Here is a 24,164-nt window from a genome sequence, read left to right as displayed (position 1 = left end):
CGGCACCCCGCCACCGCACCATTCGATTTTCACCGGGTGAACCCCGCACGAGTGCCGGGGCGGCGCACCGTCTGCCGCTACCGCGAACCGCCGCCACCGGGGCGTGGATTCACCTCTGCCGATATGGAGGACGTCATGACATCGCGCTACCTGAAGAAGGTCGGAGTCACGCTGGTTACCGCCGTGCTCGCCGCCGGGACCGCGCTGCCGGCCGCGGCGCACGCGCCGTCGCGGGGGATCACGGTGCGGGTGGAGTCGGTGGCCGGGTCCGGCTGTCCGACCCCGGCCAGCGCCACCGTGACCCCGCACCTGGGCGAGCAGGGCTTCACGATCGCCTACCAGCAGTTCGCCGCGGTGGCCTCGCCGCAGACGTCCAAGTTCTGCAACCTGGTGGTCCGCGCCAAGATCGACGGCGGGCTGCACATCGGCCTGCGGAAGGTGACCTACCGCGGCACGGCCGACCTGGTCAACGCCAACGCCAGCTTCGTCTTCGAGGCGAAGTACCACTGGCTGGGCCAGCCCACCATCTACCAGCCGGCGTACACCAAGGCCGGGCCGTTCGAGGGCGACTGGGAGGTCAGCCACACGCTCAAGGAGGTGCACTGGGGGCCGTGCCAGCCCGAGGCCCAGTTCGACATCCTGCAGAACCTCAAGGCGCGCGGCGGCGCCCCGGGCGCCAGTGACGTGGTGGTCCAGACCACCGACGCGGGCTACGCGGCGGTCTACGAGTGGGTGACCGAGCGCTGCGTCTAGCCCACGCGCGCCCACGCAGAGGGCGGGGCCGGGATCTGGTGATCCCGGCCCCGCCCTCTGGTCGTGCGTGTCGCTCAGCGCGTGCCGGAGGACTCCAGTTCGCGCCGCTCCGCCTGCGGCAGGGCCGGCGGGGCCGGCTCCTCGACAGGGTAGAAGAAGCCCTTGATCGCCGGTGCGAGCGCGCCGACCCGGTTCATCTTCTTCGGCACCACCCAGCCGGTGTACTCCAGTTCGGTGTGGCCGTGCGCGTCCGGCGCGGCCAGCGGCTGGTGCACCTCGACGAACTGCCCGTTGGGCAGCCGGCGGATGATGCCGGTCTCCACGCCGTGGGCCAGGACCTCCCGGTCGTGCTGCTGGAGACCCAGGCAGATCCGGTACGCCGCCCAGTAGGCGATCGGCGGCACGATCAGCAGGCCGATCCGGCCGGCCCAGGTCATCGCGTTGAGGCTGATGTCGAAGTTCTCCGCCAGCGGGTCGTTGCCGCCCGAGATCGTCAGCACCAGGTAGAACGCCACCGCCATCGCGCCCAGCGCCGTGCGCTCGGGTACGTCGCGGGGCCGCTGGAGCAGGTTGTGGATCGCGGTGTCCCTGTTGCGCCGGGCCTCGATGAACGGGTACGCCATGGCCAGCGTGAACATGACTCCGGGCAGGACGACCGTCGGCCAGAACAGCGGCGGCAGCGTGTGCCCGAAGGCCCGGATCTCCCACGGCGGCATCAGCCGGGTCGAGCCGTCGAGGAACATCACGTACCAGTCGGGCTGGCTGGCGGCGGAGACCGCGGCGGCCTCGTACGGGCCGAACAGCCAGATCGGGTTGATCGTCAGGAGGCCGCCCATCAGCGCGATGACGCCGAAGACGATGGCGAAGAAGCCACCCTGCTTGATCACGTACCGCGGGAACATCCGCTCGCCGACGACGTTGGTGTTCGTCCGGCCCGGCCCCGGCCACTGCGTGTGCTTCTGCTTGAACACCAGGCCCAGGTGGACGCTGATGAGGGCCAGCAGGATCCCGGGGATGAGCAGCACGTGCGCGATGTAGGCGCGGGGCAGGATCGCCCCGGGACCCGGGAACTCGCCGCTGAACAGCGAGTTGGCCGTCCAGGACCCGATCACCGGAATCGACAGCATGATCGCGTGGGCGATCCGCAGCCCGGTGCCGGACAGGCCGTCGTCGGGCAGCGAGTAGCCGGTGAAGCCGGCCAGGAAGCCGACGATGAACAGCGTGACGCCGATGACCCAGTTCAGCTCGCGCGGCTTGCGGAACGCGCCGGTGAAGAAGATGCGGAACATGTGGATCACGATCGAGGCCATGAACAGCAGCGCCGCCCAGTGGTGCATCTGCCGCATGATCAGGCCGCCGCGCACGTCGAACGAGATGTGCAGCGTGGTCTCGTACGCGCGGGTCATGTGCACGCCGCGCAGCGGCAGGTAGCTGCCGTTGTAGGTGACGTGCGACATCGACGGGTCGAAGTACAGCGTCAGGAACACGCCGGTCAGCAGCAGGACGATGAACGAGAACAGCGCGATCTCGCCCAGCAGGAACGACCAGTGGTCCGGGAAGACCTTGTTGAAGACCGCCCGCAGCGGCCGGGCGACCTGGAGCCGCTCGTCCGCGGCGTTGGCCGCGGTGCCCGGCAGGGCCTTGACGTCGATCCGTGCGCGCTTTTTCATGGCCGCTCCCAGAAGCCGGGGCCGATCGCCACCTTGTAGTCGGAGGTGGCGACGAAGTAACCCTCGTCGTCGACGCTGATGTGCAGCATCGGCAGTCGCCGGGTGGCCGGGCCGAAGACCGGCTTGGCGTTGTCGGTCACCAGGAACTGCGACTGGTGGCACGGGCACAGCAGGCGGTTGGTCTGCTGCTCGAACAGGCTCGCCGGGCAGCCGGCGTGCGTGCAGATCTTGGAGTAGGCGACGAAGTCGCCCCAGGTGGCGCCGACGTTGGTGCCGGTGAGGTTGTCCCGCAGCTCCGCCATGTCCTGGCCGCGCAGGTGGATCAGCAGCGTGGGGGAGTCGGCGTGGACGTTGGTGTGGCCCTCCGGCACGCCGGGGAACACCGTGAGCTGGCCGCCGGTGCTGATGTCCTCGGGCCGGATCGGCGTGCCGTCCTCCCGGGTCAGCCGGATGCCCGGCCCCCACGCGGTGGTCATCAGCGGGCTGCCCGTGCCGCCCTCGACCGGCTTGTGCGGGTCCTTGATCAGCCCGCCGATCAGCGGCGCCGCGGCTGCCAGGCCGACCGGCGCGACGCCGGCCAGCAGCGACAGGCCGAGCAGCGGGCGACGCTTGAGGCCCATCTCGTCGCCCATGTACAGAAGCGTACTCGTGGCCATGGAGCGGTCGTGGTCGCTGGAGGGGCCGTCGTGGCGCTCCTGGATCGAGACCTCGTGCGGGATGAGCTTCTTGCCCCAGATCATGATCCCGAAGCCCGTGGCGACCAGCGCCAGCCCGAGGGTCAGGCCCAGGACCGGCGTGTACATGTTGTGCAGCAGGCTGTCCCGGTCGTACTCCCACGGCCACCAGATATAGGTGACCAGGAACGCCGTGGCCAGGCCGCCGGTGGTCAGGAAGCAGCCGGCGACGATCCGCTGCAGGCGCCGCTCGCCCCGGGTGCCGGGCGCCGGGAACGGCGGCTCGTAGTGGACGATCTCGACGCCGTCCTCGCGGGCGCCGGCCACGATCGTCTCGAAGCGGGAGCGCTCCTCGGCCGTGGCCAGGCCGGGCGAGCCGTGTGGGTTGTCGACGACGGTCATGACTTCCCCGCAATCCACAGGGTGGTGAAGATCAGTGCGGTCATGCCGAGCAGGAAGATCGCCATACCCTCGGTGACCGGGCCGAGCTTGCCGAGGCCCCAGCCGCCCGGCTCCTGCGCCTTGAGGGTGTGGACGTACGCGATGATCTCGCGCTTCTGCTCGGGGGTGAGCTGGTTGTCACCGAAGACCGGCATGTTCTGCGGGCCGGTGAGCATCGCCGCGTAGATCTGGCGGTCGTTGGCGGGCTCCAGGTCCGGGGCGAACTTACCCGAGGACAGCGCGCCGCCGCCACCGGCGTTGGCGTGGCAGGAGGCACAGTTGATGCGGAACAGGGTGCCGCCGCGGGCGACCGCCGCCGCCTGCTCCTCCGGGGTCCCGCCGGGCAGCTTCATCGAGCCCTCGGGGATCTGCGGCCCGCCGCCCAGCTCCTGGACGTACTGGGCGAGCTGCCGCGTCTGGTCGTAGGTGAACACGGGCCGCTTCCGCAGGGCCTGGGCCTCCTGGCGGGCCATCGGCATCCGGCCGCTGCTCACCTGGAACTCGACCGAGGCCGCGCCGACGCCGACCAGGCTCGGGCCCTTGCCCGCGACGCCCTGGGCGTCGGGGCCGTGGCACGAGGTGCAGTTGGTGTCGAACAGGGCCTTGCCCTCCTGCCCGGCCGGGCTCAGGCTGGCCGGGTCCTTGGCGGCGGTGGCGCTGCCGGGTGCGAAGCCCGCGTAGACCCCGCCGGCCAGGGCGAGCGCCGCGGCGATGCGCAGCACGGTGCCGACCCGGCGCCGCAGCCGTCCGCCGGCCGCCGTAGCGCCGGCGCGACGCCGCGCCGCCCCCGCCGGTGGCGTGGCGGCTGCGCCCCGCCCCGGGTTGTCAGAAGTCATCGCCTGGATCTCCTGGGTTGTGGCCGTGGAAGGCCGCTTCTGTTCGGACTGCGGATGCCCCGGCCGGGGCGGCGGTCGCCGCGCTACTTCAGCCAATAGATCATGAAGTACAGGGCGATCCACACGACGTCGACGAAGTGCCAGTAGTACGACACGACGATGGCCGACGTGGCCTGCGCCGGGGTGAAGCGGCCCATGGTCGTGCGGATCATGTAGATGACGAACGCCACGAGCCCGCCGGTCACGTGCAGGCCGTGGAACCCGGTGGTGAGGTAGAAGACCGAGCCGTAGCCGTCGGCGTTGATCTTGATGCCCTCGTGGACGAGGTGGCGGTACTCGTTCGCCTGGCCGAGGACGAAGATCAGGCCCATCACGAAGGTGAGCGTGAACCAGCGCCGCAGCGCGTGTACGTCGCCCTTCTCCGCCGCGAAGACACCGAACTGGCACGTCACGCTGGACGCCACCAGAATCACGGTGAAAGTCGTCGCATACGGGATGTTCAGGACCTCCGTGCGCTCTGCCCACAATTCGGGCGAGGCGCCGCGGATGAAGAAGTACATGGCGAACAGTGCCGCGAAGAACATCAGTTCGCTGGAGAGCCACACGATCGTCCCGACGCTGACCATGTTCGGGCGGGTCAGCGAATGGATCCGGCTCTGATCAATGGTGGTCGAGGCCGCAGTCACGCGGTCATTATTGCCCCCGATCATCCCGTCGCGTCGCCGGGGTCGCACACCGGCGCGTCATTGAGACCTGATCGGGCAGCCGCCCGCGCAGGGGGTAGCCTCCCGGACGTGGTTAGCCAGGCGCTCGTCCCACCCCCGTTCACGGTCGGCCGGGTAGTGACCGAGGTGCGCTTCGAGGGCTGGCTCGCGCTCGGGCTGGTCCTGGTGGCGGGCCTGTACCTGTACGGGGCGTACCGGATGCGGGCGCGCGGCGACCGGTGGCCGGTCGGCCGGACGGTGCTGTTCCTCGGCCCGGGGCTGGGCGGCATCGCCTTCGTGACCCTCAGCGGGCTGGGGGCGTACGACACGACGCTGCTGTCGGTGCACATGGTGCAGCACATGGTGCTGTCGATGGTGTCGCCGATCTTCCTGGCGCTGGGCGCCCCGGTGACGCTGGCGCTGCGGACGCTGCCCGTGCGCCCCCGCAAGCGGCTGCTCGCGGTGCTGCACAGCCGGGTCGCGCGCGTGGTGACGTTTCCGCTGGTCGCTTTCGCCCTGTTCGTGGCGAATCCGTTCGTGCTCTACTTCAGTGACCTGTACGCGCTCACGCTGCGCAACGGGTTCGCGCACGAGGTCACCCACGCGCACTTCATCCTCACCGGCTGCCTGTTCTTCTGGCCGCTGCTGGGCCTGGACCCGCTGCCCGGGCGCTGGCCGTACCCGGGGCGCGCGCTGCTGATGCTGCTGGCGGTGCCGTTCCACACCGTGCTCGGGCTGACGATCATGCAGAGCGTCACGCTGCTCGGCGGCGACTGGTACCCCGCGCTGCGGCTCGGCTGGGTCGACCCGTTCGCCGACCAGAAGGTCGCCGGCGGGCTCCTGTGGGCCGGCGGCGAGGTGGTCAGCGTGACCATGCTGGCCGTCCTGGTGACCCAGTGGGTGCGCCAGTCCCGGCGCGAGGAGCGCCGGATCGACCGCGAGTTGGACCGCGCCGAGGCCCGCGCCACCGCCGCGGCGCGCTGACCGCCCGCGGTACGATCGGCGGGCACCGACCACCGGATCTGGACACCTGGGAGCCCCGGCCGTGACTGACCGTTCGCACACCGTCCTGCTGTACAGCGACGACCCGCAGGTCCGCGAGCGGATGCGGCTGGCGATCGGCACCCGGCCGGCCGCGGACCTCGCCGTCGAGTTCGTCGAGGCGGGCACCTACGCCGACTGCATCCGGCTCACCGACACCTACGAGATCGACCTCATGCTGCTCGACGGCGAGGCCGCGCCGGCCGGGGGGCTGGGCATCGCCCGGCAGATCCGCGACGAGTTCGCCGCGCCGCCGCCCATCGTGGTGGCGATCGCCCGGGCGGCCGACAAGTGGCTCGCCGCGTACGCCGAGGTCGACGCCACCCTGCGGCTGCCGCTGGACCCGATCGCCACCGGCCAGACCGTGGCCGCGCTCCTGCGCGGCCAGGACGCGGCGCTGCCGGGCGCCGGCGGCCCCGCGCTGCCCGCCTGACGCCGTGACCGCCGCCGTGACCACCGCCCGGAGCTGGCCCGCGCTGCTCACCACCCTGCTCGCCGGCACGCCGCTGACGACCGCCGACACCGCCTGGGCGATGGGTGAGATCGTCTCCGGCGCGGCGACCCCGGCGCAGTTCGCCGCGTTCGCCATGGCCCTGCGCGCCAAGGGCGAGACCGTCGGGGAGCTGACCGGCCTCGTCGAGGCGATGCTCGCCCACGCGGTGCCGGTACCGCTGGACGCGCCCACCCGGGCCGCCGCCGTCGACGTCGTCGGCACCGGCGGGGACCGGGCGCACACCGTCAACATCTCCACCATGGCCGCCGTCGTCGTGGCCGGCGCGGGCGTGACCGTGGTCAAGCACGGCAACCGCGCCGCGTCCTCCCAGTGCGGCACGGCCGACGTCCTGGAGTACCTCGGCCTCCCGCTGGACCTGGGCGCCGCGGAGGTCCGGCGGACCGTCGCCGAGGCCGGCATCGGGTTCTGCATGGCGGCGCGGTTCCACCCGGGGATGCGGCACGTGGCCGGGGTCCGGCGCGAGCTGGGGGTGCCGACGGCGTTCAACTTCCTCGGCCCGCTCACCAACCCGGCCCGGCCGCGCGCCGGCGCGATCGGCTGCTTCGACCCGCGGATGGCGCCGCTGATGGCCGAGGTGTTCGCCGCCCGGGGCGACTCGGTGCTGGTGGTCCGGGGCGAGGACGGGCTGGACGAGGTCAGCACGGCCGCGCCGACCCGCATCTGGGTCGCGGCCGGCGGCGCGGTGACGGCGCTGCGGGTGGACACGGTCGACCTCGGACTGCCCCGCAGCCGGGCGCAGGACCTGCGCGGCGGGGACCCGGCGTTCAACGCCGACGTCCTGCGGCGCGTGGTCGGTGGCGCGGCCGGCCCCGTGCGGGACGCGGTCCTGGTCAATGCGGCCGCGGCCCTGGTGGCCCGCGACGGGCTGGCCGAGGTGGGCGAGTCGGCCCTGCGCCGGGCGCTGGCCGACGGGCTGGCGCGCGCGGCCGACGCGATCGACTCGGGCGCCGCCGCGGCGACCCTGGAGCGCTGGCTGGCGTCCGCCCGCCGCGGCGCCTGACGACACGCGGGGCGCCGACCAGGCGGCCCCGGCGTCACCCGCTCCGCGGGGGCGCCTCCTGGACCGTCGTGTGGGGGAGCCGGACGGCGTCGCTCAGCGACTCGCCGGCCGGCACCGTCGCGCCCGGCCAGACCACGCAGCGGGTCGCCCGGCCGTGGACCGCCGCACCGGCGCCGACCACGCTGTCGCACACCGCGCCCGTGACCAGGGCGTCCGGCGAGACGATGCGGCCGCCGGCCTGCCGGGCGGCGTGCAGGTTCGCCGCCAGGTAGGCCGCGGGGGTGCCGCAGTCCAGGTAGGTACCGGAGTACGGGACGCACTCCAGGGTCCCGCCGGCCTCCGCCGGCCGCCACACCTCGCGCCACAGCTCGGCGGGCTCCGCGGCCAGATCGCGCACCAGGCGCCACGGCACCAGCGAGAAGCCGGCGAACCGCCACGCCCCGAACTCCCCGGGCTCACCGGGCGCGGCCGGCCGCGCGAGCAGCCGCACCGTGGCCCCCGACCAGTCCGCCAGCAGCGGCGCGATGTCCGCGCCCCCGCCGTCGGTGCCCTCCGGCGGCCCGTCGGCGTCCTCCCGCGGCCCGCCGTCGGCGTCCACCGGCGGCCCGGCGGCGACGAGGTAGGCGTCGGCGTTGCCGACGAGCACGTCGCGGCCGTCGAGCCAGTCGCGCAGCGCGCCCAGCGCGCCGGCCGTACCCAGCGGCCCCGCCGTCTCCCACGACACCGTGGCCCGCCCCGCGACGTGGGCCGCCACCTGCGCGCCCAGGTAGGAGGCGTTCACGGCGACCGAGTCCGGCCCGGCCAGGCCGCACCGGGCGAGGCGGGCGAGCGCGAGGTCGAGCAGCGGGACGTTGCCGACCGGGCACAGCGCCTTGGGTGTGCCGTCGGTGAGCGGCCGCAGCCGGGTACCCAGGCCGGCGGCGAGAACCACCGCGGCGATCACGCCGGACCCTCCCGCGGCGACTCCCCGCCCTCCCGCGGCGACCCCCGGGTGTCGCCCCGCGGCTCCGCCCGCGGGCCGAGCCCGTAGTGGCCCAGCAGGCGGGCGGTGGCGACCGTCAGCGGCGGCAGGTCGGCCACCTCGTGCCAGGCGGCCTCCAGCACCTCGGCGCCGTCGACCACGGGGCGTACCCCGTCCGCCGGTACGGCCGCCTCGAACACCAGGTCGATCCAGCCGCGGGTGTGCACCATGGCGTTGGGGTTCGCCGGGCGGAGCGCGTCCGGGGGCAGGGCGATCCCCGTCTCCTCGGCCAGCTCCCGCGCCGCTCCCCGGCGCGGCTCCTCGCCCTTCTTGAGTAGCCCGGCCGGCAGCGTCCAGCCGCGTCCGGGCGGCTGGCGCAGCAGCAGCAGCCGGCCGGGCCGGTCGGCGTCGTGTAGCAGGACCACGGCCCCGACGACGTACGTGCGCACCGTCAGCCGCACGATCCGGCGGCGCAGGACGGGGGGAAGCCGGTAGAACACGCCGTACACCACACCGCGCACGGCGCGGCGCAGCCGGCGGGCCGGCGGGGAGGGGTCGGTCACACCTGCCAGGTTAGGCCACCGCTCCGCCCGGCCCCTGGTCCACCATGCTGATCAGGCTGTCGGCGATGTCGGCGGCGCTGTGCTGTTCGTCCTCGATGGCCACGAGCAGCGTCTCGTGGTCGGGGTAGCCGAGGTGGACGGCCAGTTGCCGCAGCGGGTCGTCGTCGACCAGGCCGCGGTCGCGTCGGCGCAGCTCGCGGAACAGGGCGTCGCGGCCGAGGCGGACCCGGTCCCCGATCGCCATCGGCGGCTCGTCCCCGGTGAACCAGCGCAGGATCTGCCGCTGCGCGGCGCTGGAGCGGGCGAACATCAGCCACTCCCGGCGCGGCCCCCGCGGCACGGCCACGCCCTCGGCGGTGTCCATCTCCGTGAAGATCTCCACCAGGTCGCCGTCGGTCAGCGACAGCGACAGCGGGACGAGGCGGCCGTTGATCCGCGCGGACAGGCACGCCTCGCCCACGTCGGCGCCCAGCTCGTACGCCACGTCGACCGGGGTGGCGCCCTCGGGCAGGTGCAGGGTCTGCCCGTGGGCGAAGACCTTGACCTGGTTCTCGGCCAGCTCCGAGCGCAGCGACTGGAGGAACTGGCCGGTGTCGGCGGTCTCCTCCTGCCAGGACAGCACCCGGTGCAGCCACTCCAGCGGCTCGTGGGCGTCCGCGTCGTGGTCGGCCGGGTTGGGGTAGCGGAAGCCGGCGGCGATGCCGTACTCCGCGGTGCGGTGCATCGTCGCCGTGCGGATCAGGATCTCGACGACCGTGTCGTCCGGCCCGACCACGGTCGTGTGCAGCGAGCGGTACAGGTTGTGCTTCGGGGCGGCGATGAAGTCCTTGAACCGGCCGCCCACCGGCCGCCACAGGGCGTGCACGGCGCCGAGCGCCTCGTAGCACGCCGCCTCGTCGCCGTCGATGACCACCGCGACCCGCGGCTGGACGTGCGGCTCCCGGTGGCCCTCCTTGCGGGTGTCCCGCCAGATCGAGTACAGGTGCCGGGGCCGGGGGCGCACGGTCGCGGCCAGCCGCTGCCGCCGCAGCGCGCGCCGGGTGCAGCTGAGCACGGCGGCCAGCGTCTCGGTGCCCCCCTGCCGGGCGGCGGCGTACTCGGCGATCAGCCCGTAGGCCTCCGGGTCGAGGTGGCGCAGGACGGCGTCCTCCAGGTCCCGCTTCAGGGCCTGGATGCCGAGCCGCTCGCAGAGCGGGACCAGGACCTCCTGGGTGTCGCGGGCGATCCGGGCGCGGGAGGCGGGCGAGCGGGCGTCCAGGGTGCGCATGTTGTGCAGCCGGTCCGCGAGCTTGATCACCAGGACCCGGACGTCGCGGCCCGCCGCGATGATCAGCTTGCGGACGGTCTCGCCCTTGGCGGCCTTGCCGTAGAAGACCTTGTCGAACTTCGTCACGCCGTCGACCAGGTGCGCCACCTCGGGGCCGAAGTCGTCGCGCAGGGCGTGCAGGGTGTAGTCGGTGTCCTCGACGGTGTCGTGCAGCAGCGCCCCGACCAGTGTCGTCGTGTCCATCCCGAGGTCGGCGAGGATCTGCGCAACGGCCAGCGGGTGGGTGATGAACGGCTCGCCGCTCTTGCGGAACTGTCCACGGTGCGCGCTCTCGGCGATGACGTAGGCGCGGCGCAGGACGGTGGCGTCCATGTAGGGGTGGATGGCCCGGTGCGCCCGCAGCAGTGCCGCCACCGGATCGGCGGCCCGCGGGCCGCGGGCACTGTCCAGCAGCGACCGCATCCGCCGGCGCAGGCCCAGATCGAGGGCGCGGGGCCGCGCGATCCGGTCCAGCGGCGTACCGCTCCCGGCGTCGAGGTCCATCGGCGTCACCTCCTCGCCGCCGCCGGGCGCACCGGGTCACGGGGCTCCCGGGCGACCCTGGCGGCGACCGGCCGGCGGGCGGCCGGCGTTCGCGCGGACAGGGGTAATCGGACAAGTGTCCCAGAAGAACACCATGGAACCAGAGTAATCAGCAGACCGATATCCGAACGGCTACATGCGGGTGTGTGATCGGGTTGATACACACCCTGGCCGGAGGAGACGCAATGGCCGTGAGCAGCGGGTCCGTGGTCCGCCCACGACGGGGTACGGCATCAGCCCGCCTCCGCGGACCGGCTTGCCGTCTCAGCCTGCGCCAGCAGCGCCGCGAACCGGGCCGCGCCACGCGCGGGCAGCGCCCAAGGGGTGGACACCCGAACGAGTCGCGTGCGCGGCCGTTCGAGCCAGTGCAGGATCCGCTCGGACTCCTCGGCGCTCGCGCACGGGACGGGGCCGTCCCCGCCGGCCACCGTCTCCGCGGTCGCCAGCAGCAGGTCGATCGTCGGCTGTGGATGGACGCGCGGCGGCGACACCCCGGCCGCGGCCAGCCGCCCGTGCCGCACGACGCTCAGCTCCCAGCCCCCGCCCGGCGCCGGGTGCGCCGCCACCAGCTCGGCGATGCCGGTCAGGGCGCTCAGCCGCTGCATCCGGGTGGTGGTGCGCAGCAGCGCCGACAGCCGCCCCCGGACCGCCGCCGCCTCCTCGAACCGCTCGGCCCGCGACAGCGCCCCGATCCGGGCGAGCAGGACGGCGACCAGCGGGCCGGGATCGCCGAGGGTCGCCTCGCGCAGCGGCGCGACCGCGCGGTCGGCGTACTGCTGCGGGGTCACCCGGTGCTGGCACGGCGCGAGGCAGCGGCCGATCTCGGCGAGCGCGCACGCGGCGCTGACCGTGCGGGCGGACAGGCGCTGGCCGCACGGGCGCATCGGCAGCGCCTCGCGGACCGCCTCGGCGACGCGCTCGGCCGCCTTCGTCGACGGGAACGGGCCGAGGCAGCTATCCGGGGTGCCGCGGCGCTGGCGGACCACGGACAGACGCGGGTACGGCTCGTCGGTCACCCGCAGCCACACCGTCCGCTGTGGATGCTTCGAGCGGCGGTTGTACGGCGGGGCGTGCGCGCCGATCAGCCGCAGCTCCCGCACCTCGGCCTCCAGCGGGTGGGCGCAGACCACGGCCTCGACCCGGGTGGCGGCGGCCAGCATCTCGTCGATGCGGGGACGCCGCTCGGCGGCGGTGAAGTACGTGCGGACCCGCGCGCCGATGTCCCGGGACGTGCCGACGTACAGCGGGCGGTCGTCGGCGGCGCGGAACAGGTACACCCCCGGGGCGCGCGGGAGCCCGTCGGCGAGGTGCCGCTGGCGCTGCCGGACGGCGGACACCGCACGGCAGAACGCGACCGCCTCCCCGACGGTGCCCACCCGGTGGCCGCCCAGGCGCTCGCACAGCGCGTGCAGCAGGTCGACCGTCGCCTCCGCGTCGTCGAGCGCGCGGTGGGTCGGCTGGTGCGGCAGCCGGAGGTACCGGGCCAGGGTGCCCAGCCTGCGGTCGGGCACCTCGTCCCGGTCGACCAGCCGGCGGGCCAGCGGCAGCGTGTCCAGCACGGGCGGGGCGGGCCACGGGTGGCCGTACCGGGCGCAGGCGGCCTTCAGGTAGCCGACGTCGTACGGCGCGTTGTGCGCCACCAGCACGGCGCCGCGCAGGAACTCCAGCAGCCCGGGCAGCACGGCCGGCAGCGCCGGGGCCGCCGACACCATCGCGGTGGTGATGCCCGTCAGCACCGTCACCAGTGGCGGGACCGGCCGGCCGGGGTCGACCAGGGTGCCGAAGGTGCCCAGCCGCCGGCCGCCCCGCACCTTGACGGCGCCGATCTCGGTGACGCCGCAGTCCTCCGCGGTGCCGCCGGTGGTCTCCAGGTCGAGCACGACGAACGTCGCGTCCGCCAGGGGGGTGTCGCGCCAGTCGTCGACCAGGGGGCCGCCCAGCGTCGGCTGGGTGTACCGCGGCGCGCCCGTCGCGTGCTCCGTTCGCGTTGCGTGCTCCGTTCGGCTTTCCAGGCGCGGGTGGTGCCGGTTGTCCGCCATGCCCGGACGGTACGGGTGCCGTACGACATGACCCGCCGACGTGCGTCTATGCGTAGTCGCGGGACCCCGCGTGGTGATCCGCCGCGCGCCCCGGCGGGCCGCGGTGACAGACTGGGCGGATGGCGCCGTCGCAGCCCGACGAGACCGCCGACCGGCCGGAGCCGGCCGCCGCGGTCGACCCGGTGCTGCCCGAGCCCGTCCGGCAGCGCACGGTCGCGCTGGTGGCCGCGGTCCTGCCCCAGCTCGCCGAGGCGGACCTGCCGGCGCCGCTGCGAAAGGTCGCCAAGTTCGCCCCGGCGCGGCGGGCCAAGCTGGGCGGCGCCGCCATCGCCACGCAGCTCGCCGCGGACGCGTCCTTCCGGGACCAGGCCGCCGCCCTGGTCCGCGCCGAGGCCGGCGAGCTGGCCGGGGCGATCCGGGAGGGGAGCGTCCCGGGCGCGGCGGACCCGGTGGAGGTCGCCGCGCTCGCGTACCTGCTGCGGCCCGCCGGCTGGCGCGCGATGGTGGTTGCGGCCGGGGCCGCCGTCGCCGCCGAGACCCGCAGCGCCGAGGTGGCCGCGGCCGTCCGCGAGGCCCGGCAGGAGGTCGCGCGGGCGGTCCACGAGCGGGCCGTCGCCCGGGTCGAGGCCGACAAGTTGCGCGACGAGCTGGCGCGGGTCCGCGACGAGCTGGGCGGGCTGCGCGAGGAGCACCGTCGCGCGGGCCGCGCCCTGCGCGAGACCGAGGCCGCGCGGCAGCGCGCCGCCGAGCTGCTGGCCACCGAGAAGGGCCGGCTCGCCCGCGCCCAGGCCGACCACGAGGCCGAACTGCGCCGCCTGCGCGCCCGGCTCGCCGAGGCGCAGTCCGCCGCTGGCAGCGCCCGGCAGGCCGCCCGGGACGCCCGGACGACCAACGAGGCCCGGCTGTGGCTGCTGCTGGAGACCCTCGGCCAGACCGCGGTCGGCCTGCGCCGGGAACTCGGCCTCGAACCGGCCGCCGAGCTGCCCGCCGACGCCGTCGCCGCCGCGCACGCCGACCGTCCCCCGGCCGCCGCCGCGGCGGCCAAGGCCCGCGACGGCGACGACCCGGCCCGCCTGGACGAGCTGCTGGCCCTGCCGAAGGTTCACCTCGTCGTGGACGGCTACAACGTCACCAAGCGCGGCTACGGCGAACTCTCGCTGGAGCGCCAGCGGCAGCGCCTGATCACGGGCCTGAGCGGGCTGGCCGCGCAGACCCGCGCCGAGGTCACCGTCGTCTTCGACGGCGCGGACAAGGTCCCCGGCCTGCCGCCGCCGCCGCGCGGCGTCCGGGTGCTGTTCTCGAAGAAGGGCGAGATCGCCGACGAGCTGATCCGGCGGCTGGTCCGCGCCGAGCCGGCCGGCCGGCCGGTCGTGGTCGTCTCCTCCGACCGGGAGGTCGCCGACGGCATCCGCCGGCACGGGGCCTACCCGGCCGCGGCCGACGCCCTGCTGCGCCGGCTCGGCCGCGCCTGAGTCGGCCCCGGGCGGGGCCGCGGGGCCGCCGCGCGCCCGGGGCGCCCCGGCCGGCGGCGCGGGGTGCGCGGCCGGGTCGGGGCCGGGCGGTACCGTGCTGCGGGTACCCGGCGCAGCCGCGCCGACGGCGACGGCGGAAGGTGAGCGGATGACGGCGCGCACGTGGGCGGTGCTCACCCTGGTCGTTCTCGGGGCGGGACTCGCCCTGGCCGTGGCGCTGTTGACCCCCTGGCAGCGGGTACCCGCCCCCCGCGCCGACCAGCTCGCCGCGCTCCGCGACCTGCCGGCCGACCAGGTCGCCCGGGGGCGGGAGTTCGCTGCCGCGCTGCGCCCCGGCCGGTACGGGGGCATGGGGCTGTCCCTGGCCGTCGCGCTCGCGCTGGGCCTGACCCCGCTCGGCGCCCGGCTGGTCGAGTTCGCGGGGCGGCTCGGCGGCGGCGCCTGGTGGGCGCAGGTCCTGTGCGGCGGGCTGGGGGTCCTGCTCGTGGCCGACCTGGTCGCGCTGCCGCTGGCGGCGTGGCGGCACACCATCCTGGTCCGGTACGGGCTGTCCACCCAGGACTGGGGCGGCTGGCTCGTGGACCTGCTGAAGGCGTACGCCGTCGGCGCGGTCGTCGGCGCCGTGGTCCTGTTCGGGTACTTCGGACTGGTCCGGCTGGCGCCGCGCTGGTGGTGGGCGTACGGGGCGGCCGGCGCCGCGGCGCTGGTGGCGCTGTTCTCGTTCGTGCTGCCCGTGCTGGTCGAGCCGGTGTTCAACCGGTTCACCCCGATGCCGGCCTCGCCGCTGCGCACCGAGCTGATGGCGCTCGCCGACCGCGACGGCGTACCGGTCCGCGAGGTCCTCGTCGCCGACGCCTCCCGCCGCACCCGCGCGGTCAACGCCTACGTCTCCGGCCTGGGCCCCACCCGGCGCATCGTCGTCTACGACACGCTCCTGCGCGAGGCGCCCCCGGCCGAGGTCGTCGCCGTCGCCGCGCACGAGCTGGGGCACGCCAAGGACCGCGACGTCCTGGCCGGGACGCTCACCGGCGCCCTGGCCGCGGCGGCCGGCGTCGTCGCGCTCTACCTGATCGGGGGCCTGGCCTGGCCGCTGCGGCTCGCGGGTGCGCCGGACATCGGCGACCCGCGCGCGATCGGGCTGCTGCTGGCGCTCGGCGCGGTCGCCGGGCTGGTCGGCGGGCCGGTGCAGGCGTACGCGTCGCGCCGGATCGAGGCCCGCGCGGACGCGCACGCCCTGGCCCTGACCGGCGACCCGGCCGCGTTCGCGGCGATGCAGCGGCGGCTGGCCGGCGTCAACCTCGCCGACCCGGACCCGCCGTACCTGGAGCACGCGCTGCTGGGCAGCCACCCCAGCACCGTCGAGCGGATCGCCGCGGCCCGCGCGTACGCCCGGGGCGCGCGGTGAGGACGCTGCTGGTCACCAACGACTTCCCGCCCCGCCCCGGCGGCATCCAGGCCTTCGTGCACCAGCTCGCGCTCCGGCAGCCGGCGGACTCCGTCGTCGTCTACTGCTCCACCTCCGCGGGCGCGGCGGCGTTCGACGCGGCCCAGCCGTTCGAGGTGGTGCGCGAGCCGACGGCCATGCTGCTGCCGACGCCCGGCGTCGCCCGGCGCGCCGCCGCGCTGGCCCGGGCCCGCGACTGCGACGCGGTCTGGTTCGGCGCCGCCGCGCCGCTGGGCCTGCTCGCCCACGGGCTGCGCCGCCGCGCCGGCATCGGCCGCGCGGTGGCCCTCACCCACGGCCACGAGGTCGGCTGGGCGGCGCTGCCGGCGGCCCGGGCGACGCTGCGCCGCATCGGCCGCGGCGCGGACGTCGTGACGTACCTGGGGGAGTACACCCGGGTCCGGCTGCACCGGGCCATCGGCGACGTGACCACCCTGCGCCGGCTGGCACCCGGCGTGGACCCCGAGGTGTTCCACCCCGACGTGGACGGTGCCGCGGTCCGGCGGCGGTACGGCCTCGGCGACCGGCCGGTCGTCGTGTGCGTCTCCCGGCTGGTGCCGCGCAAGGGCCAGGACGCCCTGATCCGCGCGCTGCCCGACATCCGCCGCCGGGTACCGGACGCCGCGCTGCTGCTGGTCGGGGACGGCCCGTACCGGCCGGCGCTGACGCGGCTGGCCGAAGCGCGCGGCGTGGCCGCGCACGTAGTGTTCACCGGGGCGGTCCCCTGGGCGGAGCTGCCCGCCCACTACCGCGCCGGCGACGTGTACGCCATGCCGTGCCGCACCCGCCGCCGCGGCCTCGACGTCGAGGGCCTGGGCATCGTGTACCTGGAAGCCTCGGCCGTCGGCCTTCCCGTGGTCGCGGGCACCTCCGGCGGCGCGCCCGACGCGGTCCGCGAGGGCGAGACCGGCTACGTCGTCGACGGCCGGGACCCCGCCGCCCTCGCCGCCCGGGTGGCCGCGCCGCTGGCAGAGCCCGCGCTGGCGGCGAAGCTGGGCGCGCAGGGCCGCGCGTGGGTGTGCCGCGAGTGGACGTGGCAGACCCAGGCCGACCGCCTGGCCGCGCTTCTGCGTCCCGCGCCGGACGCCTGACCCGCCGGGCGCCGCCGGCTCAGCACCGGGGGGCGGACGGCGGAACGCCGGGCACCGCGGCGGGGCGAAGGCCCCGTCCGCCGTCCCCGGCGCTCCGTCGTGCCGTCAGAACTTCGGCGCGTCCGGTGCCTCCAGCAGGCCCAGCTTGAGGGCCGTCATCAGCGCCTGCGCGCGGTTGGCCGCGCCGAGCTTCTCGTACAGCTTGGAGATGTGCGTCTTGGCCGTCGACTCGCTGACGAAGAGCTGCTTGGCGATGCCGGCCACGCTCATGCCGTCGGCGAGCAGCCGCAGCACCTGGCCCTCGCGGGGGGAGAGCTGGGGTCCGGCCGGGGCCAGCCGGCGCTTCATGGCGTCGGCCAGGTCGGCTGCGGTGAAGGCGCTCGGCGCCGAGGCGGCGTGCCGGGCCGCGGCCACCACCTCGTCGGCGGGGGCCGTCTTGGGGACGAACGCGCTCGCGCCGGCCTCCAGCGCCCCGAACAACTGGTCGTCGCCCGCGTACATCGTCAGGACCACGATGCCCATCGTCGCGCTGTTCTTGCGGAGCTGGCGGGTGGCCTCCAGGCCGCTGCCGTCGGGCAGCCGCAGGTCCATGATGACCACGTCGGGCTGGAGGGCGCCCGCCTGCCGGACACCCTCGGCGGCGGTCGCCGCCTCACCCACGACCTCGAAGTCCTTGTCCCGCTCGAAGGCGTGCCGCAGACCCTTGCGGATCAGGTCGTGGTCGTCGACCAGCAGGATCTTCGTGCGCGTCCCCGGCGGCGGTCCCGGGGGGCCCGCGGGCGGGGTTGGGCTCGTCGTCATGCTCGATTACTCCGTTTCTGCTGCGTTCACGCTATCGCGCACGCTATCGCGTCGGGGCGGAGTTCCTACTACTACCGCAACACTTGTGCCGTTCGGGTCCCGTGGAGTGATCTCCAAACGACCCCGTACGCGGTTTGTCCGTTCCCGCATGATGGTCAGCCCGTACCGCCCGTCGGGGCGGCGTTCGGGCAGGCCCTTGCCGTCGTCGGCGACCTCGACCCGCGCGTACGGCGGGTCGACCTCGCACGTCACCCACAGGTTGCTCGCCGCGGCGTGCTTGCGGGCGTTGGTGATCGCCTCCTGCCCGATCCGCAGCAGCTCGGCCTCCGTGGCCGCCGGCAGCCGGTTGGTCGACTCGTCCAGGGACAGGTGCACCCGCAGGCCGGCGGACGCGGCAACAGTACGCGCGTACTCGGCCAGCGCCGCGGCGAGCCCCCCGTGCCGGTCCACTTCGCTGCGCAGCTCGAACAGGCTCAGCCGCAGCTCGGTGATCACCCGGGTGACCTCGCCGCGCAGCATCCGCATCGTCTCGGCGGTGTCGTCGGCGCCCGGCCCCTCGGGCAGGGTGGCCAGGGCGTTGTCGATGCCGTACCCGACGATCACCAGCTCCTGGGCCACGCCGTCGTGGATCTCCCGGGCGAGCCGCTGCCGCTCCTCGTTGGTGGCGATCGAGCGCACCTCGTCGAACAGCAGCGCCGCCTCCAGCCGCAGCGCGGCGGGCGCGGTGATCGCGGTGACCTTCTCCACGACCTCGGCCGGGTACGCGCCGGTGACCGCCGCCTCGATCACCATCAGCCCGACGGTGCGGACCCCGGCGATCAGCGGGACGATCAGCGCCGACACGTCCCCGCCCGCGTGCGAGCGGGTCTGCGACCGGCCCGAGGTCTGCGGCTGCTGGCTGGCCCAGGCCTCGGCCAGCGCCGAGTCCGAGTCGATCGTGGCCTCCCACTCGGCCCGGTCCACCCCGGACTCGGTCAGGACGACGAGCCGGCCGCCGCCGCTGGCCGTGAGGACCGCGGCGCGGTCGGTGCGGGCGACGTTCTTGACGTCGTCCAGCATGTGCTCGGCGATGCTGCCGGGGTCCAGGGTGGCGCCGGGCAGTTGCCGGGCGACGCTGCGGAGCTGGGTCAGCAGGCGGGTGGCCTCCTCGTACGGCGCGGGCGGGGCGGGCGCGGCCGGCTCGGCGGCGGCCCCGCCGCGGACCACGCCGACGACCGCGCCGGCCAGCGCGGCGATCAGGACCGCCTGCGCGGACAGCACCAGGAACCACCGGTCGGTGAGCAGCGGCCCGTCGGGCAGCGGCGTGAACAGCGCCGCGAGCCCCAGCGCCAGCACCCCGGTGCCCAGCAGCGCGCCGCCCTCGGCCGGGCGGCCCAGGTAGGTCGCGGTGGCGACGGGCAGGCTCAGGTAGGGCAGGACGACGGCCGCGGCGAGCGCCGCGCCGCCCGGGTCGGCCGACAGCGCCCCGGCGGCGAAGCCGGCCGCGGCGAGCGCGGCCACGACCACCTCGGCAAACCGGCCGGCCGCGGCCCACGCCGCGCGCGGCGCCGCCGCGGCCCACGCGCCGCAGCCGGCGAGCGGCAGCAGCCAGAGCAGGGCCGACGGGGCGGTGACGGCGGGGCCGAGGACGGCCGCGAGCAGGAGCAGGGCCAGCCGGGCCAGCGCCGGCAGGGAGGCGCGGACCGGCGACCCCGCCAGGGTGGACGGCCGCTCGCCGGGGCCGGAAGGTGAGCGCACCCGTCGATCGTAGACGCCGGAGCGGGCCCGGCCCGGCACCCGGGCGCGCCGCGGGCCCCCGGGCGCGCCGCGGTCACCGCCGGTACAGCCGCTCCACCTCGTCGGCGTACTGCTCCAGGACGACGCGGCGCTTGACCTTGAGTGACGGCGTCAGTTCGCCGGTGGCCTCGGTGAAGTCGCGGGGCAGCACCCGGAACGTGCGGATCGACTCGGCCTGCGAGACGGTGGCGTTCACCGCGTCGACGGCCTCCTGGAGCTGGGTCCGCAGCGTCGGGTCGTCGCGGAGCTCGGCGAGGGCGGTGTCGGCGGGCCGGCCGTGGGCGGCCAGCCACGCCGGCAGGGCGGTCTCGTCGAGGGTCACCAGGGCGGCGATGAACGGCCGCCCGTCGCCGACGACCATGCACTGGCTGACTAGCGGGTGGGCGCGGAGCTGGTCCTCCAGCCCGGCCGGGGCGACGTTCTTGCCGCCGGCCGTCACGATGATCTCCTTCTTGCGGCCGGTGATGCGCAGGTACCCGTCGTCGTCCAGGGCGCCGAGGTCGCCGGTGCGCAGCCAGCCGTCCCCGGTCAGCGCCTCGGCGGTCGCCGCCGGGTTGTTCCAGTACCCCCGGAACACGATGTCGCCGCCGATGAGGATCTCGCCGTCGTCGGCGATCCGCAGGCCGACCCCGGGCAGCGCCCGCCCGACCGAGCCGATCCGGGTGGCGCCGGGCAGGCTGACCGTGGCGGCCGGGGAGGTCTCGGTCAGGCCGTACCCCTCGTAGACGGTGATCCCGACGCCGCGGAAGAAGTGCGCCAGGCGCGCGCCCAGCGGGGCGCCGCCGGCCATCGCGCCGGTGCACCGGCCGCCGAGGGCGGCGCGCAGCTTGCGGTACACGAGCCTGTCGAACAGGGCGTGCTCCAGGCGCAGCGGCAGGCCCGGGCCGCCGGTGTCCAGGGCCTGGCTGTACGTGACGGCGACCTTCTCGGCCCGCGCGAAGATCGTCGACTTGCCCTCGGCGGCGGCCTTCTGCCGCGCCGTGTTGTACACCTTCTCGAACACCCGCGGCACCGACAGCAGGAACGTCGGCCGGAACTCGCGGATCGTCTGGGCGAGGTTCAGCAGGTCCGCCGTGTGGCCCAGGGTGGCCCGGCTCTGGATCGCGCCGATCTGGATCAGCCGGGCGAAGGCGTGCGCCAGCGGCAGGAACAGCAGGGTGGTGGCGTTCTCGTCGAACACCCCGCGCAGCAGCGGCAGGGCGTTGCCGATATCGGCGTACATGTTGCGGTGGGTCAGCTCGCAGCCCTTGGGGCGGCCGGTGGTGCCGCTGGTGTAGATGATCGTGGCCAGGTCGTCGATCCCGGCGGCCGCCCGGCGGGCCTCGACCTGCTCGGCGGGCACGTCGGCGCCGCGGTCGGCGAGCGCGGCGAGGTCGCCCGCGTCGATCCGCCACACCTCGCGCAGCTCCGGCAGGTGCGCGGCCGGGTGCCCGACCAGGTCGGCGTGCGCGTCGGTCTCCACCACGCAGGCCACCGCGCCGGAGTCGGACAGGATCCACGCCACCTGCTCGGCGCTGGAGGTCTCGTAGATCGGCACGGTCACCGCGCCGCACGCCCAGACGGCGTAGTCCACCAGCGTCCACTCGTACCGCGTGCGGCTCATCAGCCCCACCCGGTCGCCCGGCTGGATCCCCGCGGCGAGCAGGCCGCGGGCGAGGGTGCGCACGTCGTGGTGCAGCGCGGCGCACGTGACCGGGGTCCACCCCCCGGCCGGGTCGGGGCGCAGGACGGCCGGATGCTCGGGGTGGCTGGCGGCGTGCCGCCACACCGGGTCGGTCAGGTGCTCGTCCGGGGCGAACTCGACCAGCGGGGACACGGTGTACTCGCGCATGGCACCTCGTCTCGTCCACGCCCCCGCGGGTTCCGCGCGCGCGGAAAGGGCGCGGCGCCGACCCGTTCGGCGACGCCTGCCCCTACGGTAGCCAGAATCGGGTGGGGTACGGGGTAGCCTGCCCGCATGGCGGACTCCTCGACACAGACAATTCAGATCGCCGCCCCGGCGGCGCGGGTCACCGAGGTGATCTGCGACTTCGCGTCGTACCCTGGCTGGGTCGACGCGATCAAGACCGTCGAGGTGCTCAGCGAGTACGAGGACGGGTACGCCCACGAGGTCCGCTTCGCGGTGGACGCGGGCATGTTCGCCGACGAGTACACGCTGGTCTACGAGTACGCGGCCGACCTGTCCCGGATCCAGTGGCACCTGGCGGCGCCCTCCAGCGTGCAGAAGCGGCAGGACGGCGCGTACGACATCGTCGGCAACGCCGACGGCACGACGGACGTGACGTACACGCTGTCGGTGGACCTGGCGATCCCGATGCTGGGGATGTTCAAGAAGAAGGCCGAGCGCAAGATCCTGGACACCGCCCTGCGGGAGATGAAGACGCGGGCGGAGGCGCGGTGACCGGCTCCGCCGCCCGGCACGAGGCGCAGCGGCTGGTCGCCACCGCGCTGGCGATGGCGTCCACCGCCGCCCAGCGGGTCGACGGCCTCGCCGAGGGCAACCCGTGCTGCGTGTGCCCGCTGTGCCGGGCCATCACGGCGCTGCGCGACCCGAGCCCCGAGTTCGCCGAGCGGCTGGCGGCCGGCGCGGCCGACTTCGCCGCCGGCCTGACCAGCCTCCTGCGCAGCGTCGCCGAGGCCGGCGCCACCGCCCCGGCCGACGGGGCGCAGGCGCGGCAGTCCGCTGGCGAGCCCGGCCCGGCGTCCGGCGGGGACGCGCGGCCGGCGCCTGCGGACGCCTGGCGCACGGCCACCCGGGACGCCGACGGGCCGCCGCCCACGCCCATGGCGAAGAAGGCGGTCCGCAAGCCGATCCGGCGGCCGGTGGCGGAGCCGCGCGGATGAGCCTGGCCGTCGGCATCGACATCGGCGGCACCAAGATCGCCGCCGCGGTGGTGGACCCGGCGGGCCGGATCGTCGCCCGGCTCCGTCGCCCGACGAGCGCCGGGGACCCGGACAAGCTGCGCGCCCAGGTGGTCGAGGTGGCCGCCGGGCTGGCCGCGCAGCACCCGGTGACGGCCGTCGGCATCGGGGCGGCCGGCTGGATCGACGCCGGCCGGTCCGTCGTCCGGTACGGGCCGCACCTGCCGTGGCGCGACGAGCCGCTGCGCGACGCCGTCGCCGCCGCCGTCGGCCTGCCGGTGGTGGTGGAGAACGACGCGAACGTCGCCGCCTGGGCCGAGTACCGGTTCGGCGCCTGCGCCGCCGCGGACCCCGGCGCCACGATGGTGATGGTGACCGTGGGCACGGGTGTCGGCGGCGGGATCGTGCTGGGCGGCCGCCTGTACCGCGGGGCCCAGGGGATCGCCGCCGAGCTGGGGCACGTGCGCGTCGTCCCGGACGGCCGGCCCTGCCCGTGCGGGCGGCGCGGCTGCCTGGAGCGGTACGCCAGCGGCACCGCCCTGGTGGAGGCCGCCCGCGCGGGCGCGCGGGCCGACCCGGCCGCGGCGGCGGACCTGCTGCGCCGGGCGGGCGGCGACCCGGCGGCGGTCAGCGGCCCGATGGTCACGGCGGCCGCGGGGGCCGGCGACCCGGTCGCCCGCGCGGCGTTCGCCGAGATCGGCGGCTGGCTCGGCGCGGCCTGCGCGGACTGGACGCAGATCCTCGACCCGCACACGTTCGTTGTCGGTGGGGGAGTCGCCGACGCGGGCGAACTCCTGCTCGCCCCCGCCCGGGCGGCGTACGCGGAGCAGCTCGGCCGGCGGGGGCGCTACCCCGCCGCGACGGTCACGGCCGCCGTGCGCGGCAACGACGCGGGGGTCGTCGGCGCGGCGGACCTCGCCCGCGGCGGCTAGCCGCCCGGCGCACGACCGGCCCGGCCCCCCGCGGGCCGGCACACTCTGGGGAGGGTGACCCGTGGTCGCACTGACCGTCATGTCGTACAACGTGCACACCCAGCGCGACGACCTGAGCGCCCTGGCCGCCACCGTGCGCGCCGCCCGGCCGGACGTCGTGATCGTCCAGGAGGGACCGCGGCGCTGGCGCTGGCGGACCGCCTGCGCCCGGCTCGCCCACCGGCTGGGCCTGGTCGTCGCCGCCGGGGGCCTGCCCTCGCTCGGCAACGTCGTCCTGACCAGCCTGCGGGTCGGGGTCACCGCCGGCCGGTCGCTGCGGTACCCGCTCACGCCCGGGCGGCACCTGCGCGGCGCGACCTTCGTCGACTGCGTGGTGGCCGGGCGCCGGTTCACCGTCGCCGGTACCCACCTGTCCACCGACCCGGCCGAGCGCCCCGCGCAGGCGCGCCTGTTCGCGGCGGCCGCCCGGGCCGTGGCCGGGCCGCTGATCGTCGGTGCCGACCTCAACGACGACCCCGGCGGGCCGGCCTACCGCGCCCTCGCCGAGGGGTTGACGGACCTGGCGGTCGAGGCCGGCGACGCGCGCCCCACGTACCCCGTCGCGGGCGCCTGCCGCCGGATCGACGTCCTGCTCGCCGCCGGCGGGCCGCGCCTGCTGGCGTACGACGTCCTGGACACACCGGACAGCCGCCGGGCCAGCGACCACTTCCCGGTGCTCGCCCGGCTCGCGCTGCCCTGAGC

At 75.5% G+C, this 24,164-nt stretch carries 22 protein-coding genes; 11 read left to right on the top strand and 11 right to left on the bottom strand.

Annotated elements, in window-relative coordinates; genetic code table 11:
• The first annotated feature begins 135 nt into the window (after positions 1-135).
• The gene (locus IEY75_RS09475; RefSeq protein ID WP_189113858.1) at positions 136-753 is read left to right on the top strand and encodes a DUF4360 domain-containing protein; all 618 of its coding nucleotides are present in this window, start codon (positions 136-138) and stop codon (positions 751-753) included.
• A 74-nt stretch (positions 754-827) separates the two neighbouring features.
• Here the strand turns inward: IEY75_RS09475 and qcrB are convergent, their stop codons facing one another.
• From qcrB to ctaE, 4 genes are all read right to left on the bottom strand, one after another.
• Positions 828-2,423, bottom strand: coding sequence for a cytochrome bc1 complex cytochrome b subunit (qcrB, locus tag IEY75_RS09470; RefSeq protein ID WP_189113857.1), 1,596 nt, complete (start codon positions 2,421-2,423; stop codon positions 828-830).
• The gene (qcrA, locus tag IEY75_RS09465) at positions 2,420-3,499 is read right to left on the bottom strand and encodes a cytochrome bc1 complex Rieske iron-sulfur subunit (protein WP_189113856.1); all 1,080 of its coding nucleotides are present in this window, start codon (positions 3,497-3,499) and stop codon (positions 2,420-2,422) included. The genes qcrB and qcrA overlap by 4 nt, the downstream gene beginning before the upstream one ends.
• On the bottom strand, positions 3,496-4,374 hold the full coding sequence (qcrC, locus tag IEY75_RS09460; protein WP_189113855.1) for a cytochrome bc1 complex diheme cytochrome c subunit: 879 nt from the start codon (positions 4,372-4,374) through the stop codon (positions 3,496-3,498). Before qcrC ends, qcrA begins: the two co-directional genes overlap by 4 nt.
• Positions 4,375-4,457: 83 nt before the next feature.
• Positions 4,458-5,084 carry an aa3-type cytochrome oxidase subunit III gene (gene ctaE / locus IEY75_RS09455; RefSeq protein ID WP_189113854.1) on the bottom strand — a complete coding sequence of 209 codons (627 nt, stop codon included), beginning with the start codon at positions 5,082-5,084 and terminating at the stop codon, positions 4,458-4,460.
• An 84-nt stretch (positions 5,085-5,168) separates the two neighbouring features.
• On the opposite strand from ctaE, the gene IEY75_RS09450 reads away from it, so the two are divergent.
• The 3 genes from IEY75_RS09450 to trpD all read left to right on the top strand — a co-directional run bounded on the left by IEY75_RS09450 (position 5,169) and on the right by trpD (position 7,633).
• Positions 5,169-6,062 carry a cytochrome c oxidase assembly protein gene (locus tag IEY75_RS09450; protein ID WP_229789481.1) on the top strand — a complete coding sequence of 298 codons (894 nt, stop codon included), beginning with the start codon at positions 5,169-5,171 and terminating at the stop codon, positions 6,060-6,062.
• A gap of 61 nt (positions 6,063-6,123) precedes the next feature.
• Positions 6,124-6,552, top strand: a complete 429-nt coding sequence (locus tag IEY75_RS09445; RefSeq protein ID WP_189113852.1) for a response regulator — start codon at positions 6,124-6,126, stop codon at positions 6,550-6,552.
• Between the two features lie 4 nt (positions 6,553-6,556).
• Positions 6,557-7,633 (top strand): anthranilate phosphoribosyltransferase, encoded by a 1,077-nt coding sequence (trpD, locus tag IEY75_RS09440; RefSeq protein ID WP_229789480.1) that lies wholly within the window; start codon positions 6,557-6,559, stop codon positions 7,631-7,633.
• A 34-nt stretch (positions 7,634-7,667) separates the two neighbouring features.
• Here trpD and IEY75_RS09435 read toward each other — a convergent pair whose 3' ends face one another.
• The 4 genes from IEY75_RS09435 to IEY75_RS09420 form a co-directional block, all read right to left on the bottom strand.
• Positions 7,668-8,576 carry a nucleotidyltransferase family protein gene (locus IEY75_RS09435; RefSeq protein ID WP_229789479.1) on the bottom strand — a complete coding sequence of 303 codons (909 nt, stop codon included), beginning with the start codon at positions 8,574-8,576 and terminating at the stop codon, positions 7,668-7,670.
• A complete protein-coding gene (locus IEY75_RS09430; RefSeq protein WP_189113851.1) occupies positions 8,573-9,157 on the bottom strand; it encodes an NUDIX hydrolase in 585 nt (194 codons plus the stop codon). The genes IEY75_RS09435 and IEY75_RS09430 overlap by 4 nt, the downstream gene beginning before the upstream one ends.
• A 10-nt stretch (positions 9,158-9,167) precedes the next feature.
• Entirely contained in the window at positions 9,168-10,967 is a 1,800-nt protein-coding gene (locus IEY75_RS09425; RefSeq protein ID WP_189113850.1) for a RelA/SpoT family protein, read from the bottom strand.
• A 272-nt stretch (positions 10,968-11,239) separates the two neighbouring features.
• The gene (locus tag IEY75_RS09420) at positions 11,240-13,045 is read right to left on the bottom strand and encodes a DEDD exonuclease domain-containing protein (RefSeq protein WP_189113849.1); all 1,806 of its coding nucleotides are present in this window, start codon (positions 13,043-13,045) and stop codon (positions 11,240-11,242) included.
• 119 nt (positions 13,046-13,164) lie between these two features.
• Here IEY75_RS09420 and IEY75_RS09415 point away from each other — a divergent pair, with 119 nt between their 5' ends.
• From IEY75_RS09415 to IEY75_RS09405, 3 genes are all read left to right on the top strand, one after another.
• Positions 13,165-14,517, top strand: a complete 1,353-nt coding sequence (locus tag IEY75_RS09415) for an NYN domain-containing protein (RefSeq protein ID WP_189113848.1) — start codon at positions 13,165-13,167, stop codon at positions 14,515-14,517.
• Positions 14,518-14,665: 148 nt separating this feature from the next.
• Positions 14,666-15,922 carry a M48 family metalloprotease gene (locus tag IEY75_RS09410; protein WP_189113847.1) on the top strand — a complete coding sequence of 419 codons (1,257 nt, stop codon included), beginning with the start codon at positions 14,666-14,668 and terminating at the stop codon, positions 15,920-15,922.
• Entirely contained in the window at positions 15,919-17,052 is a 1,134-nt protein-coding gene (locus IEY75_RS09405; RefSeq protein ID WP_229789478.1) for a glycosyltransferase family 4 protein, read from the top strand. Before IEY75_RS09410 ends, IEY75_RS09405 begins: the two co-directional genes overlap by 4 nt.
• A 105-nt stretch (positions 17,053-17,157) precedes the next feature.
• On the opposite strand, the gene IEY75_RS09400 is transcribed toward IEY75_RS09405, so the two are convergent.
• The 3 genes from IEY75_RS09400 to IEY75_RS09390 all read right to left on the bottom strand — a co-directional run bounded on the left by IEY75_RS09400 (position 17,158) and on the right by IEY75_RS09390 (position 21,460).
• Entirely contained in the window at positions 17,158-17,853 is a 696-nt protein-coding gene (locus tag IEY75_RS09400) for a response regulator transcription factor (protein WP_189113846.1), read from the bottom strand.
• Positions 17,854-17,859: 6 nt separating this feature from the next.
• Positions 17,860-19,551, bottom strand: coding sequence for a GAF domain-containing sensor histidine kinase (locus IEY75_RS09395; protein WP_189113944.1), 1,692 nt, complete (start codon positions 19,549-19,551; stop codon positions 17,860-17,862).
• 112 nt (positions 19,552-19,663) lie between these two features.
• Entirely contained in the window at positions 19,664-21,460 is a 1,797-nt protein-coding gene (locus IEY75_RS09390; protein WP_189113845.1) for an AMP-dependent synthetase/ligase, read from the bottom strand.
• A gap of 126 nt (positions 21,461-21,586) precedes the next feature.
• On the opposite strand from IEY75_RS09390, the gene IEY75_RS09385 reads away from it, so the two are divergent.
• The 4 genes from IEY75_RS09385 (at position 21,587) to IEY75_RS09370 (ending at position 24,162) form a co-directional block, all read left to right on the top strand.
• Positions 21,587-22,030, top strand: coding sequence for an SRPBCC family protein (locus tag IEY75_RS09385; protein ID WP_189113844.1), 444 nt, complete (start codon positions 21,587-21,589; stop codon positions 22,028-22,030).
• Positions 22,027-22,473: a hypothetical protein gene (locus tag IEY75_RS09380; RefSeq protein ID WP_189113843.1), complete on the top strand. Its 447-nt coding sequence runs from the start codon at positions 22,027-22,029 to the stop codon at positions 22,471-22,473. Before IEY75_RS09385 ends, IEY75_RS09380 begins: the two co-directional genes overlap by 4 nt.
• Positions 22,470-23,423, top strand: a complete 954-nt coding sequence (locus IEY75_RS09375) for an ROK family glucokinase (RefSeq protein WP_189113842.1) — start codon at positions 22,470-22,472, stop codon at positions 23,421-23,423. The genes IEY75_RS09380 and IEY75_RS09375 overlap by 4 nt, the downstream gene beginning before the upstream one ends.
• A 79-nt stretch (positions 23,424-23,502) precedes the next feature.
• Positions 23,503-24,162 (top strand): endonuclease/exonuclease/phosphatase family protein, encoded by a 660-nt coding sequence (locus tag IEY75_RS09370; protein WP_189113943.1) that lies wholly within the window; start codon positions 23,503-23,505, stop codon positions 24,160-24,162.
• The last annotated feature ends 2 nt before the right edge of the window (positions 24,163-24,164 follow it).

Origin of the sequence: Pilimelia terevasa (assembly GCF_014647915.1) — a bacterium.
GTDB lineage: Bacteria > Actinomycetota > Actinomycetes > Mycobacteriales > Micromonosporaceae > Pilimelia > Pilimelia terevasa.
Note: the sequence above shows the minus strand (reverse complement) of the source record. Positions and strands in the feature narration are given on the sequence as shown.

Bases quoted from the DNA above. Each gene is read 5' to 3' on its own strand.
- IEY75_RS09475 (WP_189113858.1), top strand. From the start codon at position 136: ATGACATCGCGCTACCTGAAGAAGGTCGGAGTCACGCTGGTTACCGCC.
- qcrB (WP_189113857.1), bottom strand. From the start codon at position 2,423: ATGAAAAAGCGCGCACGGATCGACGTCAAGGCCCTGCCGGGCACCGCG.
- qcrA (WP_189113856.1), bottom strand. From the start codon at position 3,499: ATGACCGTCGTCGACAACCCACACGGCTCGCCCGGCCTGGCCACGGCC.
- qcrC (WP_189113855.1), bottom strand. From the start codon at position 4,374: ATGACTTCTGACAACCCGGGGCGGGGCGCAGCCGCCACGCCACCGGCG.
- ctaE (WP_189113854.1), bottom strand. From the start codon at position 5,084: ATGATCGGGGGCAATAATGACCGCGTGACTGCGGCCTCGACCACCATT.
- IEY75_RS09425 (WP_189113850.1), bottom strand. From the start codon at position 10,967: ATGGACCTCGACGCCGGGAGCGGTACGCCGCTGGACCGGATCGCGCGG.
- IEY75_RS09420 (WP_189113849.1), bottom strand. From the start codon at position 13,045: ATGGCGGACAACCGGCACCACCCGCGCCTGGAAAGCCGAACGGAGCAC.
- IEY75_RS09415 (WP_189113848.1), top strand. From the start codon at position 13,165: ATGGCGCCGTCGCAGCCCGACGAGACCGCCGACCGGCCGGAGCCGGCC.
- IEY75_RS09410 (WP_189113847.1), top strand. From the start codon at position 14,666: ATGACGGCGCGCACGTGGGCGGTGCTCACCCTGGTCGTTCTCGGGGCG.
- IEY75_RS09400 (WP_189113846.1), bottom strand. From the start codon at position 17,853: ATGACGACGAGCCCAACCCCGCCCGCGGGCCCCCCGGGACCGCCGCCG.
- IEY75_RS09390 (WP_189113845.1), bottom strand. From the start codon at position 21,460: ATGCGCGAGTACACCGTGTCCCCGCTGGTCGAGTTCGCCCCGGACGAG.
- IEY75_RS09385 (WP_189113844.1), top strand. From the start codon at position 21,587: ATGGCGGACTCCTCGACACAGACAATTCAGATCGCCGCCCCGGCGGCG.
- IEY75_RS09375 (WP_189113842.1), top strand. From the start codon at position 22,470: ATGAGCCTGGCCGTCGGCATCGACATCGGCGGCACCAAGATCGCCGCC.
- IEY75_RS09370 (WP_189113943.1), top strand. From the start codon at position 23,503: ATGTCGTACAACGTGCACACCCAGCGCGACGACCTGAGCGCCCTGGCC.